This is a genomic window from Pseudobutyrivibrio sp. C4 (assembly GCF_900111635.1).
GTDB lineage: Bacteria > Bacillota > Clostridia > Lachnospirales > Lachnospiraceae > Pseudobutyrivibrio > Pseudobutyrivibrio ruminis.
This window is the reverse complement of sequence record NZ_FOHF01000008.1, coordinates 113,594-132,261: the sequence shown is the minus strand read 5'-3', so window position 1 is coordinate 132,261 and position 18,668 is coordinate 113,594. Positions and strand designations below refer to the sequence as shown.

Genomic DNA, 18,668 nt, shown 5'->3' with positions numbered 1-18,668 from the left:
CTTATTATATATTAAAAAAAGTGTCCTGTGAAACTAATAATCACAGAACACTGTTTTTTAACTATTTGTTCATATTTTATGCCATGAGCATACGGAACATGTCAATTACCTGCTCCTTTGTAGCCTCACGAGGGTTTCCAGGGTAGCAAGCATCATTAAGAGCATCTGTTGCAAGCTGGTCTAAATCCTCTTCCTTGATCTTATCAAGAGTCTTTGGAATACCAACATCCTCAGAAAGCTTCTTAACAGCTGCGATAGCTGCATCACGGTACTCATCCTGTGACATGTTATCAACGCCTTCTACTCCCATAGCTCGAGCAACCTCGCGAAGTCTCTCCCCAGTATACTCGCGATTGAATTCCATAGAAATTGGAAGGAACATAGCACATGCTACGCCGTGTGGTGTGTCATAGTGTGCTGAAAGTGTGTGAGCCATTGCATGGTCGATACCAAGACCAACGTTTGAGAAGCCCATACCTGCAATGTACTGGCCAAGTGCCATACCCTCACGGCCTTCCTTTTTGTTTTCAACAGCATCGCGAAGATTCTTTGAAATAAGACGAATAGCCTCGAGATGGAACATATCTGTCATCTCCCATGCTGCCTTTGTTGTATATCCTTCAATTGCATGTGTAAGAGCATCCATACCTGTAGCTGCAGTAAGTCCCTTTGGCATAGAAGACATCATCTCTGGGTCAACAACTGCAACGATTGGCATATCATTTGTATCTACACATACAAACTTTCTTTCCTTTTCAACGTCAGTAATAACGTAATTGATTGTAACCTCTGCTGCTGTACCTGCTGTTGTTGGAACTGCGATAATAGGTACGCATGGGTTCTTTGTAGGTGCAACACCTTCAAGTGAACGAACATCTGCAAACTCTGGGTTTGTAATGATGATACCAATTGCCTTTGATGTGTCCATTGATGATCCGCCACCGATAGCAACAATACAATCTGCACCAGAAGTCTTAAATGCTTCTACACCATTCTTTACATTTTCGATTGTTGGATTTGGTTTAATATCTGAGTATACGCCATAAGGAATACCTGCTTTATCAAGTAAATCTGTAACCTTAGCTGTAACTCCAAATTTAATAAGATCTGGATCTGAAGCAACAAATGCTTTCTTGAAGCCATGAGCCTTAATCTCATTTACTACTTCCTGGATTGCACCAGCACCATGATAAGATGTTGGATTTAAAGAAATTCTGTTAGCCATAACAATACACTCCTTTTTTGTAACAAACATTGTGTTAAAAAAATAACACACCCTACGATTGATATTTTATCATCATAGGGTGTGTCAATATAAGTTACAGATATACGTATGTGTAACATTTTCATAAAATTCACAAATCGCTAAAATAAAGGCTTTCTAAACCAAATCAATCTCTTTGAATAGCTTGTGTAACATATCTGGCATTGCATCTATCATCAAATCAGCCAGCTCTTCCTCAGACTCTTTCATGCCTTTCATAAGCCACTGAACTGTCATGTAAATAGAAGCCTGACAATACATCTCAAGAAGCTTTCTCATATGCTTATCAAGATTCTCACCAGTCTTTTTTCTAATCAAATCACAATAGAACTCGTAAATCATAATAAAGTCATGATCCTTGAGATTGTTCTGGTCGTCCCCCTTAAAGCCTGCTGTAAAGAATAATCTCTCCTGCTTTATGTATGCAAACTTTTTAATAAGGCCTTCGCGAATGGTTTCACCTTGGCCCATTTCTTTAAAGGACTGTTCCAGCAGCCTGTCAAAGTACCAGTTTATCAGGTCGTATTTGTCGATAAAGTTGCGATAAAAGCTTTGTCTCGAAACTCCACATACATCAACTATCTGTTTGACTGTGATGTTTTCAACTGATGTTGTTTTCATGCAGGTTTTCATAGCTTCTGCCAGCTTATACTTGATGTCTGATTTCATAATAAAACCTCCCGCAATCATTCTAAATGACTAAGGGAGCTTTTACAATTATATATGTACTTATGCCAATAGCTTTCGAAACTCCTTTAGCCCTGCCACTTCACCTGCAGCTACCATCTGAGCACCGATGTTGCCAAGGGCTGTGGCCTCTGAAGGACCTGCAACAACTGTTTTTCCTGTAGTTTCTGCTGTGAGCTTATTCAAATATCCAGCCTTTGAGCCACCGCCAACTACATTGATAATATTAAAATATTTGCCTGTAATCTTTTCTACCTCGTAGCAGGCCATTTTGTAACAAACAGCCAAAGACTGATAAATAACCTTTGCCAGCTCTCCTGGTGTTTCAGGAACCTTTTGTCCTTGATTTTTACAGTAATCCTTTACTGCATTAATCATAGAAGCGGGTGCCAAGAAAACTTCAGCATTTGCATCTACTATAGAATCTATATCCGCCGCCTCTGCCATTTCACAAAGCTCAGCAAATGAATATTCCTGTCCTGCTGCAATCAGCTCATTTCTTACCGACTGAATCATCCAAAGTCCCATGATGTTTTTAAGGAAACGGAAACGTCCTTCATAACCACCTTCGTTGGTGAAGTTGGCTTCCATTGCCTCTTTTGTGCATATGGCCTTCATGTTCTCACTACCTAAAAGTGACCATGTACCTGATGAAATATAAAGTACATTGTCGGATGTGTTAGGAACTGCAAATACAGCTGATGCTGTGTCATGAGTAGGTGGAAGCACAACCTTGCAGTCGAATCCCACTTCTGCCTTAACTGAATCAGTAAATGTGCCAATGCATACGCCTGGCTGCTTAATTTCACCAAACAAATCTTTGTTAAAACCTAGCATTTCAATAAGCTCGTAATCCCATTCCTTTGTATCAGGATTTAGAAGCTGTGTTGTAGAGCAATTGGTGTATTCATTCGACTTAACACCAGTCAGTAAATAGTGCAGATAATCTGGTACCATCAAAAAGCTTTTCGCATCCTTAAGATAGCCCGCCTTTTTATCTGCCATAAGCTGATATATGGTATTGAAAATGGCCTTTTGAATTCCAGTGCGCTCATATAGCTTATCCTCAGGAATGATTTTATAAACCTCTTCGTCCATTTCAGATGTTCTGCTATCGCGATATCCAAAACATGGGCGAACCACATTATCATTTCCATCTAATAGAACATAGTCAACGGCCCAGGTATCGATGCCCATTGATGTTGGGATTTTTCCAAGCTCATTGCATTTCTTTAAGCCAATAATTATCTGTCTAAAGAGCTCCTCAATATCCCATCTCTTATGACCATCCACCTCAATCATTCCATTGGAAAATCGATGGATTTCCTCTAAAACCACTTTCCCATCTTCAAGATGGGCAAGCATATGCCTGCCCGAAGATGCCCCAATATCTACCGCTAAATAGTAATTTGCCATTATCTTTCTCCAATAACATCGCTCTTCTTTTCGTATAAGCATTCTTCATTAATCTGAACACCGAATGGTGCATTTAATGCTCTAAACTCATCTGGCTGGATTGTCTGACGCTTCTTGTTTGTCATAGAAAGAACTTTTACAAGTACCTCTGCAGCCTTTTCTACTGTGTGCATAAGACCGAATGCAATATCAAAATCAGTACCGCATACAAACATTCCGTGATGAGCCCAAACAGCTACATCCTTTGTTGCCATGATTTCAGATGTTGCAACTGCAATATCTCTTCCGCCTGGAACCATCCATGGTACTACTCCGATTCCCTGAGAGAATACTATCGGGCACTCTGTTGCCATCTCCCAGATTTCTCTTGTGAAGATTTCATCCTCAAGTGGAAGAACATATGTAAGTGCAATAACATTTGTTGGATGACAATGATATACAACACGAATTTCAGCATCTCTCTTCTTGCAAACCTCAAGGTTCATAAGGTGTGATGGAAGTTCTGATGTTGGTCTGCCACCATTTACGAATCCCCATACGATTCTGTATTTACTACCAGTCTCATCTACTTCAATGATTCCGATAGAATCAGTTGGATCAATAATTACATTTCTAAAATACTTTCCAGAACCTGTAACAAGGAAATACTCTCCTGCTAAATCCTTAACTTCTGTTCCGATTTCTCTCCAATCGCCTGCTACAAACTCTTCCTTTACGCTGTCTACTTCCTCAGGCTTGATTCTATAAGAAAGGTTTCCACCATTGCGCTCATGCCAGCCCTGCTCCCAGCCGTCATTTGCCATTCTCATAAAACCTTCTACAAACTTTGCTTCTAATACTTTCATTTCTATTTCTCCTTTATCTAACTACTACTTCAACTGGTACGTTAAATACCTTTGCAACTTTTTTGATTGTTTCAATATGATGACCAACTGCTGCACCAAAATGATGTGTAGGACCTGTCTCGCTCCATCTGGTTACAAACTCTGCAGCGCTGCAGCTGAATCTTGTACGCATCATTGTGTCGCCGTTCTGAAGAATCTTTCCTTCTTCGTTAACACCCTCAGCAACTACGAACTTGAAGTGACCTTCGCCATCCTGTGTGATACCAAGGTAAGTGATAGGTCCTGTAGGTGGATAGAACTGTGTAAGATATCCGCCGCCTGTCTTACCATGGAACACATCCATCATCTTCATAGTTGGCTTCTTAGCCTGTGAGATTGCTGCATCCCCAGAACCAGAATGTCCAATAAGTGTCACATCATCGTTGAAATCGATAGTGTACATTTCTGCCAGCTGACCTGTGCCAGAGATAGTCTTCAAAATGCTCATTGCCATAGCAACCTTCATATCTCCTTCAACAGCACATGCTGTTCCTTGCTTGATCAACATAGAGAAGGCTGGAATAAGAAGGCTGTCCACCTTACCAGCAATTCCCTTTGCAAATCCATCATAGTGAGATGCTACGAGACCAAGCTGCTCGTCCTTAACCCACTGTTCAAAGGCAACAACGTACTTTGCCATCTCCCAAACTTTATCTACATCTCCACCACCGACAATATCGAATGTATCTAAGATGTCCTCAGCCTTTGCTTTAATAACGGCCTCGTCTGTAATATCATCTGCAATAGCCCAAATCTTTTCCCAGTCAAACTGCTTTGTGTAAAGCCCCATTCTTCTGTAAAGATTTGACTCATCGATATATAAATCCATCATGCCTGGATATGGTCTGCCAATCTGGGCGATGTTTGTATCTCTAAATCTGCGACGGCAATTTGCTGCAAGGCACCACTCACCTATTTCTCTTGCAACATTTTCATCGCCACCTTCTACAACACCAGTGATTACAGCGCTGCGCTTACCATAGCGATTGAGATCTGCCACCATTTCACCAACTGCACCGCAGGCATAGGCCTCTCCAAGCCACTCTGCTGTACCAGCTGTATCATAATCAAGTGCCTTAAGCTTCTGTATATTCACAAGCACTACAGGAACATCTAAATCCTTTACTGCTGGAAGCATGTTGTAGCTTGTAGCATAGGTTAGAAGCTGCATGAAAACTAAATCTACATCTGCTGCTCTAAACTTATCTCCTGCGGCCTGTGACTGCTCCTTTGTTGTAACCACACCGCCATCGATTATTTCTACAGTATCCGGAATTGACTTTTTAAAATCCTCAAACTGCTTTTCAAATTCTGGTACCAACGATGGAAACTGTGGTAAATATGCGCCAAGGGCGATAGAAAACACACCCACTCTTGCTTTTGTTTCTACTAACATCTTAACCCTCCTAGAACTTTATTTGCTCTTTATTTAAGCCTATAATATAATGATTTTATCAATGTAACTAGAACAGCAGATTATATGTTATGGGACCTTATTTGACATTATGAGAAATGATATTTATGAACTTCTAAACCGAATAACAGACGAGGAGAAAATGATTCTTGAAGGGGATACCAGCATTAGAAAAGAGCTGTATACCTCTGAGGATGAATTTGTTGTAGATTCAGGAAAGCTTCTGGCACAAGGAAAGCTAATCGACATTCGACCTCACACCAGATTTGCATATTTCCCTACACATAGACACAACTATATAGAAATGGTTTGTATGCTAAAGGGACAGCTCACTACTCATTTTGTGGATGGCGAAACACTTACACTTCAAGCTGGAGATATCCTACTATTAAACCGTCACGCAAGACATGATATTGAGCCATGCGGTAAAGACGATATTGCAATTAACTTTATTATCTTGCCTGAATTCTTTTCCCGCACTCAAATATTCTATGATAGAAATGATATTTTGAGAGATTTTATCGTAGCATCCCTTTCAGAAAGAAAAAATTACAACGACTATCTTCTGTACCATGCCAAGGGCATACTACCTGTTGAAAATTTATTAGAGAACTTAATTTGGACCCTCACCTATCACAAAAATGATATGAACACTATCGCCATGTCCACAATGGATTTACTTCTGATGAATCTCTGTACTCTATCATCAGACACATTGACCGATATGAGCCGGGGTAGTAACTCAATCACAATTCAAGCCCTTGAATACATTGATACCCATTTTGACAATGGCACACTGGATGAACTGGCTCAGCTGACAGGGTATTCAACCGCATATCTTAGCAGAATTTTGAAACAAAATACCGGCCTGAATTTCAAGCAGCTTCTTCAGCAGCGTCGCCTTCAGGAAGCTGCATACTTTTTAGAAAACACTACTCTTACAACAGAAAAAATCATAAAAAAAATTGGCTACGAAAACTCTGCATATTTCTACAGAATCTTCGAAGCCAAATATGGTCTATCGCCTAAAGAATATAGAATTAGATCAGGGCGATAAGACAGATTTTTTTAACCTATTATAATTCACAAATATAGCTTCCTTGAACTATTACCTCTTCACCATTAGGCTTTATCAATTTTCCGGATAAACCATCAGGCAATTTTACACTATAAAGACATTTATCATCCTCATAGTGCCAACCTACTTTAATAACTCCCTTTTCGGATTTATAAGAGACTTTTGCATATTGTAGCTGTTTGCTTGGTAGTGGATTTAATACTAACTCGTCAAATGTGTATTTTAGCCCACAAACGCCCTCTATCAGCCACTCACAAATTGCTCCATAGCTGTAATGGTTTTGAGATGCTTTTCCATCCCATGTTTCCCAAACGGTTGTAGCGCCTTGATTTACCTCATATAGCCAACTTGGTTTTGTTTCCTGCAAAAGTAGCTTGTAAGCAGTTTCTACATAACCGTTATCGGCAAGCACTTTGCATAAAAAAGGTGTCGATAAAAAGCCTGTATTTAAATGAAAATCCATCTTTTCAACTAAGGCATTTAGTTTTTTAGCATTGATGCAAATATCTTTCTCATCTAAAAGCCCAAAAGCGATTGGCCTTACGTAGTCCTTTTGTCGATCCGATTCAATGATTCCATTTGGAATAAAGCGATGTTGATATGCCTTTTTTGCTCCTTGGCTTATCTTCAAAAATTCTTTTGCATCTTCATGCTTTCCAATGATATCCGCCATTTCAGTTAAGAGCCTCGCAGAGTAGCTTAAATAAGCAGTTGCGACTCCACTCTTACCTTTCATATCTACTCCACTTGCAAATTCTATATCTGGTTCAGCCCATTCTCCATAATCAAGTCCTGATGTAACGTCATAAAAACTGTCTAAACTGCCGCTAAGAAGTTTTTTTATACAGCCTTTTTTAGCTCTTTTTCTGAGAAACATGAGCCACTTTTTCATTGCCTCATAGTTTTCACGAATAATCGACTGCTCACCATATCTCTTATACAAAGTGTGTGTAACAATAATAATTGCATCTCCCCATCCAGCAGATGCAGATAAAAGCTTTCCAAAGAAACTTTCCTCATTGTTTCTTGGTACGATATTTCTAACAGCTCCAGATTTATATTGATTTGCTCTGCAACTTGCCAGCCATTTTTCATAAATTCGTCTACAATCCATTAAATATAGACCAGTATTCACGAAAATCCCTGCGTCACCAGTCCAACCTGCTCTTTCTCTAGTCGGACAATCCGTTGGTATATCGCAGAAATTTCCTTTCATGCTCCACATTGCATTTTTGAACAAAGTATTGAGCTTTTCATTGCTTGACTCAAAGCTTGCTGTTTCTTCCATATCTGAATATACAGCTATTGCCTCAAATTCTGCGTCCTCTAACGAAATATCTGTTTCTATCAAGCAATATCTGAATCCAAAGATAGAAAAATGAGGCTTGTAAGTATTTTTGCCATCATGAGCTGTATACTCAATTCTTTGAAAAATACCACCTTCTTTGTGTCGTTCTCCAGGTTGAAAATTTTCAATAGTAAACTCACCATTTTCATCTAGAGTTTCACCATGAGTCAATATGATTTTTTGACCAGACTTTGCATTAAATGTCATCTGAACATATCCTGCAATATTTTGACCAAAATCTATGACCGTTTTTCCAGATGGAGTTTTTATTTGCTTTCCCTTAAATCTTTCCTTCTCAACAATATGAGGATTATCAGTAAATATTAGATTGTTAAATGAATAGTTCTTCTCGTATACATGTGATTTGTTTTCTTGTACGGTTTTAGAACAATCAATTACTTCTCCCTGACACATGTCCGCAGACACAATTTCAGAATGAGGATAAGTCTCCCATGTATTATCAGTCTTTACAATAATAGTATCTTCTGAAGAAATCCACGCCAAAAGCCCTATATGGGTTCCAAAAAGATTTCTTGCGCCAGTAACACCTGCTGCACTTCGATACCAACCATCTCCAAGCAATACCTTAATAGTATTTTTACCTTCCCTCAAAAGACCTGCAACGTTATACCTTTGAACATATAGTTCCTTTTCATATTCAGAAGTGCCTGGAGCAAAAACAAAGTCTCCTACTCTATGATTATTAATGTATGCCTCATAGCATCCATGAGCTGTGATAAATAGTTCCTCGTTACCATTTATAGTTTTTACATCAAAAGACTTTTCCACCCACTTTGGTCTTTGTCTTTTTTCTGTATCAATTTCCTTTTCTGGTTCTATCCAATGTACTAAGTTCGATTTTAGTATTCCGCTAATGTTCATTAGAATAATTCTCCTGCAAAAATGCTATACTTTTCTCCAAAGATTCAATGGGATTATTGTTGACCCAATTTCTATGGCTCTCAAGAATAATTGCATCAACATTTTTTATACAGTCCAAGCCAAGAATCCTTTTTAATGGCATATTACCATGCCCTAACTCTATCGAATCTGATTTTAGAATTGGAGTAATTGGAACTTTTTTTAATCTTGTCCCTCTATCGTTAATGTGATAAAGAACCAATCGCTCACCCAGTTGTTCCATCAATGGAATAAAATCAACACCAGCTTCTGCAGGCCAATATGAATCAAATTCTACCTTAACCAAATCAGGATCCGTATCCTTAAGTATCATTTCATATGCCGTATATTTATTATCAACCTTCAAAAATTCCACATTATGGTTGTGATATAGTAATTGCAAATCTGATTCATGTAGTCTCGCGCCTACTTTGTCCAATCTTTTTGCTAAAGACTTTACATCATCATAATTACCATAATCAAATCTGTACATTCCAGTTATTACTATTTTGTTTGTGTCTAATTCTCTCGCCTTTGAAATAACTTCATCAATTCTATTTTCCAAACTTCCTAAATCGGCATGAAGACTAGTAGCTTTAAGTCTGCTTTCCTTTAGCATATCGGGCCAATATATATTGGCCCCCTTACCAACCGGCATACCTGCCATTTTTGTAAGTAATCGAACTATAAATGGTGTACTCTCAATCATAAATAGATTCAATTCTATTCCATCGTAACCAACCTGTTTTATTCGTTTCAAAGTACTTAACGTTGTCTTCTCATCTTTACATGCAGATCCAATCATTATCTGTTGCACAGCTAAATTATTCATTACTCTTATTTCACTTTCGCTTTCTGTTCTGCTATCTTTTCCTGAATCCTTACCATTTCTTCTTTAGATATAGGAGAAAGCTTCATTGCAAATAGATTACAAATCCAGCCAATAAGTGGTAATCCAATATAAATAAATATTGTCATATTTTTAATTGCAAGACTTGGTGTATCTGTTGGCTGTGGCATTGTAGATGTATAACCGATTAACGCTATTAGCGAAGTTGCCAAAACTGCTCCAAGTGATGAAAGAATTCTATCAAAAAAGTTATATGTTCCTGTAACAACTGCAGGCATATATTTTCCTGAACGGGCCATTTCATAATCAATCACATCCCCGCTCATAGAAGATGTAGCTGTTGTTACACACATCTTTGCGCCATTAACTAATAATGTAATTACAAAAAATACGGCAGTTGGAAGTATTTCAACAGTCACTTTTCTCATATCAACAATATACATAAATGCTGCCAATAATATTGAAAACGCCATACAAATTCCTGTCCAAAAATAAAGAGCTTCCTTACTACCATGTTTACCTGCATATCTTGCTCCAAAAATTGCAAAAGCAATAGATGGCAACATCGCAACTACATTCAATATTGTTGATAATTGCATATTTCCAATTAAAATACCAAATAGCATTGTGGTAATAATAGATTGACTAGCAGTCTGCTGTGCAAGCTTATCAGTAGCTCCTGCTACAATGTACATCTGCAAAGCCTTGTTTGATTTCAACAGCTTTATCATATCTTTTACTTTTACCTTTTCGCTTGCGCCCCGGCTATCTGTTCCAAAGTTTTCTGGCTTATCAGCCTCTGATATACCAATACAAGCAAGTATCGTAAATACGAATGATATAACAATTGTCACTGTCGCACATGCTGCAAGCATCTCTACTGTATATTCATTATTGTATCTAGGAAGTAAGACAACAGTAAAAAATACAGTCATTATCATTGGTGCGAAATAATTATATACCGTTCCCCACACACCAACGATTGGTCTTTGATTTGGATCATTTGTCATAACAGGTCCAGCTATCATACCTGCAACATTGTTCATTGTGTATCCCACAATGTAAACTAAATACATCATTGTAAACAAAATAATTCCATGGCCTTTTCCTGAGCACCATATATAGAGCATAAAGATTGCCAAACTTTCTAAACCCCAACCTGCCAGCAAGAATAAACGAATTTTTCCATATTTTGTCATAGTCTTATCTATTAACATTGCTATAAATGGATTAATGAACCCGTCAAATATCCTTGTGGCAGTTAATAATACTCCTACAATCGCTGTTGCTATACCATATCCCACATTTGCCACATAACTAGCATAGGTTAAAAGCATATAAAAACACATTGCTCCACCTGAATTTATTGTGGTAAGTGCTATTTGCCAATTCTTTGCTTTTCTATAGATATCCTTTTTTTCTACGTTAGATGTTAAATTTTCTGTCATTATAAACCTCACTACTTTTCCATAAAGCTGCCAAGAACTTTAAGACTCTTTTTTGGTGTTCTTTCCATTGTATTTCTGTCAACTGCTATTAATCCAAAGGTCATTGAAAAGCCCTTTTGCCACTCAAAATTATCTAATAATGACCATGCAAAATAGCCCTTTAATTTAATGCCCTCGGTAATGCAATCATTAAGTCCTGTCAATGCTTCTTTTATAAACTCACATCTTCTTTCATCATCCGATGTTGCTATTCCATTTTCAGTAACGATAATAGTGCCTTTGAATTCTTCAGCACATCTTCTAACAACATTTACTATTCCTGCAGGATAATCCTCATATCCCATCTGTGTTTTAGTTCCTGTTTCAAACGAAGAATTTGCACCATTTTCGTCAAATATCTTTCTTGTATAACACTGAACTCCAAGGAAATCGTCCTTTTCAATATATGGAAGATAGTGTGTAAATTCATCATCCCATGCTTTCTTTGCGTTCTCTTCACCACCATCTACACATTGGATATCATGAAGAGAAAGGGTCAATCCAACCTGTATACTAGGATCAACTGATTTAATTGCATTTCGTGCAGCATTATGGGCTTTCATTACAAGCAAATCTCCTTCTTCACTAGCTTGTGAAACGAAATTTGCTACCTTTCTAGGATCATCTATATTAAATGCTTTTGCTGTTTCCATCATAGACATCATCATCTGTGATTGATTCTGAGAAAGATTTACTCCAACCTGTACTGAGCCTTCCTGATTTTGAATTTCTGACTGCTTAGACATTCTTTCCGTAATATCCTTAATTAAAAAGGCCATCTGAAGACGCATATTTGCTTCGTTAATTGTGCATACATATTTAACTTTACCTGCAACATGTTCTGTTACATATTTGGCATATCTTTCAAAATATCTAACCACATCTGGCGATTCCCAGCCCCCCTTAGTTATTAGCCATGCTGGTGACGAGAAATGATGATAGGTAACTACCGGTTCAATTCCGTTTGCAAGACAGTAGTCAATCACCTTAATATAGTGCTCCATTTCCTTTTCATTCCACTGACCTTCTACAGGCTCAATCCTTGCCCATTCGATGGAAAAACGATATGCATTAAGCCCTGCTTTCTTTAACAAATCGATATCTTCTTCATATCTGTTGTAATGATCTACTGCTGATCCTGATTTTTCTACAAAAACAGAATGTTCAAGATTCTCCATAATCCAATAATCGCTACCTACATTGTTTCCTTCTACCTGATGAGCCGCTGTTGCTGCACCTAACATAAAATCTTTGTTAAATAACATAAATACCTGTCCCCCTTTTGTATTATGGGTTAATTATATTTGACAGCGGGATATACAAATAATAAAATTGTACATATTTTATTAAATTAGTACACTGAACAGGAAGAATACAAATGTCCCACAGATTACAGTTATTAGAATCATTGCAATCTACCATCAATATTCCATTTTGCATATACAATACTCACACCGAAATCTCTTATTTCATTCCAGACATACCTATGCCTAGTTTGATGAAATATGCAGTCTCAAGATTTAATAATGAAGGACACGATATAAATACCCCACTAATTATCATTGAAGAACCATCTATTTTTATTGCCATTTCAAAGCTATCCGATTATAGTTTTTTAATTCTTGGTCCCTGTTTGCCTCAAGAGCATAGTGATGAATTTATAAATCACTTTTTCTTTGGAAAGCCATATAGTAAGGACAAGGAAGCAATTAAGCTAAACATAAAACAAAGCAAGCTTATTTCCATAGAAGAATTAAAAAATGCACTTTGTTTAGCTTACTTTATAAACACCGCCAAAGAGCTGGACAAATCTAATATTTTAGTTGATGAAATAATTGCATCAAAAGAGCCTTTACAAAATCTCCAATCTCTTCTAGAAGTTAATAATCTTGATACCGAGGATAAGAATTACAGTAGCCCTGAATCCATTAATAACGACTTATACTCTTACTTTGCCATGGATGGAATTCCAGTCATGGAAGACTTATTTAAAAAGTTTTCAGAACCAAATCAGTATTCCTTTACGAAAATGTCCTTGGATCACGATCGCCAAACAAAATATGTTTTTATGGTAGTCGCCAACAAGATTTGTCAGGAAGCAATCCGTAGTGGTGTTGGAGAAGATGCTGTAAATGTGATTGCTGAAATAATATGTCAGAGAGTTGACTCAGCGCCAACTTATTTTGATGTGAGACCTTATTATGTAGAACTTATAGCCGCAATCTCAGAAGTTGTAAATAAGCAAGCCACAACAGAAAAAGGTTACTCCCCTATGATTTCAAATTGTGTGTCCTACATCAATTCTCATGTACAAAAAAAACTAACCTTATCGATACTTGCTGGAATTTGTAATGTTTCCGAACGTTGGCTTTCGAAATGCTTTCGAAAAGAGGTCGGTGTATCTATTCCTGATTACATCAATAGTATAAAACTACAGAGAAGTACCCAATTACTGCTTTATTCAAATGCAACAATAGAAGAAATATCGGATTTTTTTAGCTTCTCGAATCAAAGCTATTACACGAAATTATTTAAAGAAAAATATTCCTGTACCCCATTGGAGTACAGGAATAATAAAAATCTAGATAACCCAGCTCACGCCTAGTGTAAGCTGGGTCTTTTTTACCACTTTTTATAATTTCCACTTAGCGCCAGCATAGCAAACATGTAAAGACAATTGTCATAGTATCTTCTATCTCCGGTCCTAAGAGGAGTGTTCCAAAATTCTTCTACTGCTTTGAGGCTCCACTGATTGTCAGAAGCTAAGCTTGCCTGAGCAATGGTGGCAGTGAGTCCCACTGGATGAAGTGCTTTGCCTTCAATAGGTGTTCCGTCTATTGCATATATTCCACGGTTGTTGTCTTCTGGCAGTGTGTAGAAGAAGTTTTGTAGATTGTTTGCTGTATTTCTACTCCACTGTAAAAAGTCTTTGTCTACCGAATCATCTTTTGTCCATTCGTAATTCAAGCCGATATTTGCAATAGTTCTGTAGGCATCACTGTAAAACCAATCATGTCTACCACCAAAATTACCATCATCAGGATATGGTGTTCCATCGTAAAAGCTATACTCTGGAGAAAGTCCAGTTGATGGATGACAGGCTATCTTAAGGAAATCCCTGCTAGCCTGAGCCGCCTTCTTCCAAAACGCCTTATCCTCTGGATAGCAGTTTTCTGCAAACAACTCATAAAAATGAGGCAGATGATATGATGGATCTGTAAACTCCAAGCCTGGCACAAACTTGATTAAGCCTTCATCACTCCACATGTTGTGACCACCGTAAAGCTCTTCGTGATGAATACAGGTTTTCAGAAGTTCCTTAGCCATGTGGCTATAGTCATATATTCCAATCCCATCTCCCCATCTATGGCTCGCAAAAATAAGGGCCATAGCGAAAAATTCTTCACCATCTGGAGCTGGGCCATCAGAATACTTCTCGCCACCTGTCCCAATGGACCAGGCAAAATATCCTTTGTTTTCTCCCTGACTTAAATGCATGTTTGTCATGGCCCAGTTCCAAAGTTGATCAAACTCCTTCTTCTTATCCATCTGAACACAAATCATCATGCCATATGAAATGCCTTCAGTTCTGGTGTCATTGTTTCCTGTATCAACTAGATACCCCATAGTCTGATCATCAGTTGTGTAAAAGAATTTGTCATTGCCATAGAAAATCTCATTAAATGTCTCTTCTACTCTGGCATTTATTTCTTCACCTGTTTTTCCTATTTCTAAAAATACATTTCTCATAATGCCTTTATTCCTTTACGCCTCCAAGTGTTAGTCCTGTTACGAAGTATTTCTGAAGGAATGGATAAATACAAATGATAGGAAGCATTGTGATAATTGTCGCTGCTGCTCTAACGGATGTTGGAGTTACGGAGCCGTTAGAATTCTTCATAGACTCAGCAGACGAGCTTTGGTTGGTTACAGAGGAAAGGAGTTTCATCAATTCGTACTGCAATGTTGTTAAGTCATCACTCATTCTGTTATAGAGCATTGCATCGAACCAAGAGTTCCACTGACCAACAGCTACGAAAAGAGCGACAGTTGCGTACACAGGCTTGCACAGAGGTGATATTATCTTTAGGAAAATTGTTGTATAGCCTGCTCCGTCCAACTGTGCTGACTCTTCCAAACTATCTGGAATACCCTTCATGTAGGTTCTAATAACAAGCATGTTAAAAGCAGAAATCATTCCCGGTATTACATAGACTGCAAAACTGTTAGTCAAGCCAAGTGACTTGTATAGGAGAAAGGTTGGAATAAGTCCGCCATTAACATACATTGTTATTACCCAAAATAAGGATACTTGTTTGGCAAATATAAAATCTTTTCTACTTACGATAAATGCTAAAATCGCATTTGATACTAAAGCTAAAAGTGTTCCAATAATTGTTCTTGCAACAGTGATAAATGCACCTGTAATCAGATTATCCTTCTGAAGTACTGTGGTGTAATTCTTCCAAGTAAATACACGTGGCCATAAATAAATTCCACCTCTTAATGCATCAGTACCGTCGTTCAAAGAAATTGCTAACGTATTCAATACTGGATAAAGAGTTATTACTACGAAAGCAATCATGAAAATTGTATTGAATATTCTAAAGGCCAAATCGGCACCAGAAATCTTCTTTCTCTTTTTCTTATTCATTGCCTAGCCCCCTTAGAATAATCTTTCTTCGCCATGTCGTTTTGCAATTCGGTTACAAATTACAATCAACACTATACTTACTACACTCTTGAAAATACCTGCTGCAGTACCAATTGCATAATCACCTTGGCTGATGCCCCATTTCAATACGTAGATATCGATTGTCTGAGATACATTTACAACAAGACCATTTCCAAGTAAGTACTGAATTTCAAAGCCTGCATTCAATACATTTCCGATATTCATCAGAAGTAAAATCATGATTGTAGGTTTAATTCCTGGTAAAGTAACATGCTTTATTTTCGCCCATCTTCCAGCTCCATCGATTGATGCAGCTTCATATAAAGAAGGATCAATAGCTGTGATTGCTGCCAAATAGATAATGGCGTTCCATCCTGTTTCCTTCCATACATTTGCAAATGCAACGATAGGCCAGAAATATTTTTCGTGGGCAAAAAAGTTGATTGGCTGTTCCACTAAATTAAAGCTTAAAAGCAACTGATTAATAATTCCTGTTCCTGAAAGTGCATCATGAAGAATTCCTGTAACAATAATCCAAGAAAGGAAATGTGGAAGGTAAGAAATTGTTTGAACAACCTTTTTGCCACCTTGGCAGGCAATCTCATTTAGCAAGATTGCAAATAAGATTGCCATGAAAAATGTTACAGCCAAGTTGATAACACCCATTGCAAGGGTATTTCTAATTACTCTCAAAAATGTGACATCAGAGAACAAGCGAATAAATTTATCAAAGCCTATAAACTTGGAATGCAATAGTCCAGTTACTGGTTTGTAATCCTGAAATGCCATTACCCATCCTGCAAGAGGTAGATAATAGAATACAACTCCATATACAACTATTACTGCAGCCCATATCAAAAGTACCTTTTGATGTTTTAATTGTGTTAGGCTAATTGATTTTTTATTCATACTTAGCAGCCTCTTCTATTCTTCTATCAAGCTCTGTCTGCATCTCAGAGAGGAAATCCTCTGGATGACATTCATTGTATGCTTTCATATATTCTTCCCAAGCACTGTCGAAATCGTCAGCCATTACAACCTTTGGAAGATACTGGTGTTTTGTCTCACCCATAAGTGTCCAAGCTGTACCACCTGGTGTTGATGTTGTCATTGAATTTGAGAATGTGTACATTGGATACCATGGTCCTGGTGCTGGAGATGTACCAAGCATTTCAACATATGTCTTCACACCATATGCTGCAAAACAATTTTTTACAGAATCTGAAAGTCCATCATAGAACTCATCTTCCTGACCATCAGGTCTCATAGCATTCTTTCCATCACGGCTAGTGCCTACCCACTGTGGGAAATATGAATATGAGCATAAATGTGATGCCTTGTATGCTGTATCTGACGCATTGTTTCTCATTTCCTGTGTACGAGAGAACATACCATCATCACCTACAACGTAATCAACACCTTCTACACCCCAGAATCTAAGGTCATGTACTTCTTGTCCCAGAAGATCATTTACAAACTGAAGTGCGCCTTCAACATCTTCGCAGCTAGTTGTAATTGCAAGACCTGAAGAAACGTTCAATTCTCCGCCTGAATTGTGCCACTGATTTGTAATGCTTTCATCAATAGTTATTGGTAGAGGAACGTATTGACATCCTTGTGCATCAAGTCCTGCTGACTTAATAGCATCTTCTGCGTTGTATGCAAAATCCCACCACTGGTCAATCATACCAAGAACACGACCTGTAGAAAGCTTTGCGATGTACTCATCATATGTCTGTGTGAATGACTCCTGGTCTACGATTCCCTTCTTGTACTCTTCATTTAACTTCTTGAAATATGCAACAGCTGTATCAGTTGTATTGTAATCGATAATCTTTTGTGTTTCTGGGTCTACGATTACAGAACCATCATTTGGATAACCATCAAGGAACTGTGGTGCATTTTCCAAACAGAAGTATCTCCAGTCATCGCAAAGGATTGTGTAAGGAATATTCTCTGTACCATCTTCCATTGTTGGATTAGCTTCGTTGTATGCTTCAATTAAATCGAAGTACTGATCCATTGTGCGAACTTCTGGATATCCTGCCCACTCAAGCACTCTTGTCTGAATCCAAAAAGCCTCACCGTTTTGTGTACATTCTCTTTCTTCTCCATAGATGTTTGTGAACTGTGGAATCCAGTAAATATGTCCATCATCCTGTCGAATAGCATCCCACTCCTGATCTGTGAAGAATTCCTTAATATTTGGATAGTTGTCAATATAATCATCAAGTGCAACTAATGCTCCAGCTTCATATAACTGAACAGAACCATTACCACCATCAATAAAATCTGGATACTCGCCACCAGCAATAAATGTTCCTACAGCCTCCTCAGCTGTCTGTCCTGTAAGCCAAGTCTCTTTTACCTTGCAACCTGTCTTTTCAGCGATAATCTGCTGAATTTCATTGTCATCATTAATTTCTGTACCTGGAACTGCAAAGAATGCCGTGAATTCTTTGATTCCATCTTCGTTAACTGCTCCGCCATGTCCTGCTGTCTTACCGCATCCAGCCAACATAGAGGTAAGCATTGTAGTAATTAATAATGCACTTACTACTCTTTTTTTCATATAAACCCTCCTTTTATTCGGGAACCTTTCTCCCTCTTTTATGGTATTATTTTAGGAAAAATCACAATTGAAAACATCCGAGAAACTATAGAT

At 37.9% G+C, this 18,668-nt stretch carries 15 protein-coding genes; 2 read left to right on the top strand and 13 right to left on the bottom strand.

Annotated features, from left to right (window positions below):
- Nucleotides 1–76 precede the first annotated feature (76 nt).
- The 5 genes from fucO to BMY66_RS12040 all read right to left on the bottom strand — a co-directional run bounded on the left by fucO (nt 77) and on the right by BMY66_RS12040 (nt 5,647).
- On the bottom strand, nt 77–1,225 hold the full coding sequence (gene fucO / locus BMY66_RS12060; RefSeq protein ID WP_044936064.1) for a lactaldehyde reductase: 1,149 nt from the start codon (nt 1,223–1,225) through the stop codon (nt 77–79).
- 156 nt (nt 1,226–1,381) lie between these two features.
- Entirely contained in the window at nt 1,382–1,933 is a 552-nt protein-coding gene (locus BMY66_RS12055; RefSeq protein WP_090395347.1) for a TetR/AcrR family transcriptional regulator, read from the bottom strand.
- A gap of 60 nt (nt 1,934–1,993) precedes the next feature.
- Nucleotides 1,994–3,367, bottom strand: coding sequence for a rhamnulokinase (gene rhaB / locus BMY66_RS12050; protein WP_090395346.1), 1,374 nt, complete (start codon nt 3,365–3,367; stop codon nt 1,994–1,996).
- Nucleotides 3,367–4,212 carry a rhamnulose-1-phosphate aldolase gene (gene rhaD, locus BMY66_RS12045; RefSeq protein ID WP_090395345.1) on the bottom strand — a complete coding sequence of 282 codons (846 nt, stop codon included), beginning with the start codon at nt 4,210–4,212 and terminating at the stop codon, nt 3,367–3,369. Before rhaD ends, rhaB begins: the two co-directional genes overlap by 1 nt.
- A gap of 13 nt (nt 4,213–4,225) precedes the next feature.
- The gene (locus BMY66_RS12040) at nt 4,226–5,647 is read right to left on the bottom strand and encodes an arabinose isomerase (protein ID WP_090395344.1); all 1,422 of its coding nucleotides are present in this window, start codon (nt 5,645–5,647) and stop codon (nt 4,226–4,228) included.
- A 109-nt stretch (nt 5,648–5,756) separates the two neighbouring features.
- Here BMY66_RS12040 and BMY66_RS12035 point away from each other — a divergent pair, with 109 nt between their 5' ends.
- Entirely contained in the window at nt 5,757–6,722 is a 966-nt protein-coding gene (locus tag BMY66_RS12035; RefSeq protein WP_090395343.1) for an AraC family transcriptional regulator, read from the top strand.
- A 19-nt stretch (nt 6,723–6,741) separates the two neighbouring features.
- Here BMY66_RS12035 and BMY66_RS12030 read toward each other — a convergent pair whose 3' ends face one another.
- Genes BMY66_RS12030 through BMY66_RS12015 form a run of 4 tightly spaced genes read right to left on the bottom strand, consistent with a single transcriptional unit; the run spans nt 6,742 to nt 12,593 of the window.
- Entirely contained in the window at nt 6,742–8,973 is a 2,232-nt protein-coding gene (locus tag BMY66_RS12030; protein ID WP_090395342.1) for a family 78 glycoside hydrolase catalytic domain, read from the bottom strand.
- The gene (locus BMY66_RS12025; protein ID WP_044936045.1) at nt 8,963–9,823 is read right to left on the bottom strand and encodes a sugar phosphate isomerase/epimerase family protein; all 861 of its coding nucleotides are present in this window, start codon (nt 9,821–9,823) and stop codon (nt 8,963–8,965) included. Before BMY66_RS12025 ends, BMY66_RS12030 begins: the two co-directional genes overlap by 11 nt.
- Before the next feature lie 5 nt (nt 9,824–9,828).
- The gene (locus tag BMY66_RS12020; RefSeq protein WP_090395341.1) at nt 9,829–11,289 is read right to left on the bottom strand and encodes an MFS transporter; all 1,461 of its coding nucleotides are present in this window, start codon (nt 11,287–11,289) and stop codon (nt 9,829–9,831) included.
- 11 nt (nt 11,290–11,300) lie between these two features.
- Complete coding sequence (locus BMY66_RS12015; protein ID WP_090395340.1) at nt 11,301–12,593, bottom strand: glycoside hydrolase family 1 protein; 1,293 nt, start codon at nt 12,591–12,593, stop codon at nt 11,301–11,303.
- A gap of 113 nt (nt 12,594–12,706) precedes the next feature.
- On the opposite strand from BMY66_RS12015, the gene BMY66_RS12010 reads away from it, so the two are divergent.
- On the top strand, nt 12,707–13,933 hold the full coding sequence (locus BMY66_RS12010; protein ID WP_090395339.1) for a helix-turn-helix transcriptional regulator: 1,227 nt from the start codon (nt 12,707–12,709) through the stop codon (nt 13,931–13,933).
- 17 nt (nt 13,934–13,950) lie between these two features.
- Here BMY66_RS12010 and BMY66_RS12005 read toward each other — a convergent pair whose 3' ends face one another.
- From BMY66_RS12005 to BMY66_RS11990, 4 genes are read right to left on the bottom strand one after another with little or no spacing between them, the layout of a single operon-like run.
- A complete protein-coding gene (locus tag BMY66_RS12005; RefSeq protein WP_090395338.1) occupies nt 13,951–15,078 on the bottom strand; it encodes a glycosyl hydrolase family 8 in 1,128 nt (375 codons plus the stop codon).
- A gap of 7 nt (nt 15,079–15,085) precedes the next feature.
- The gene (locus BMY66_RS12000; RefSeq protein ID WP_090395337.1) at nt 15,086–15,982 is read right to left on the bottom strand and encodes a carbohydrate ABC transporter permease; all 897 of its coding nucleotides are present in this window, start codon (nt 15,980–15,982) and stop codon (nt 15,086–15,088) included.
- A 12-nt stretch (nt 15,983–15,994) separates the two neighbouring features.
- Nucleotides 15,995–16,912: an ABC transporter permease gene (locus tag BMY66_RS11995; RefSeq protein ID WP_090395336.1), complete on the bottom strand. Its 918-nt coding sequence runs from the start codon at nt 16,910–16,912 to the stop codon at nt 15,995–15,997.
- Nucleotides 16,905–18,575, bottom strand: coding sequence for an extracellular solute-binding protein (locus BMY66_RS11990; RefSeq protein WP_090395335.1), 1,671 nt, complete (start codon nt 18,573–18,575; stop codon nt 16,905–16,907). Before BMY66_RS11990 ends, BMY66_RS11995 begins: the two co-directional genes overlap by 8 nt.
- Between the last annotated feature and the right edge of the window lie 93 nt (nt 18,576–18,668).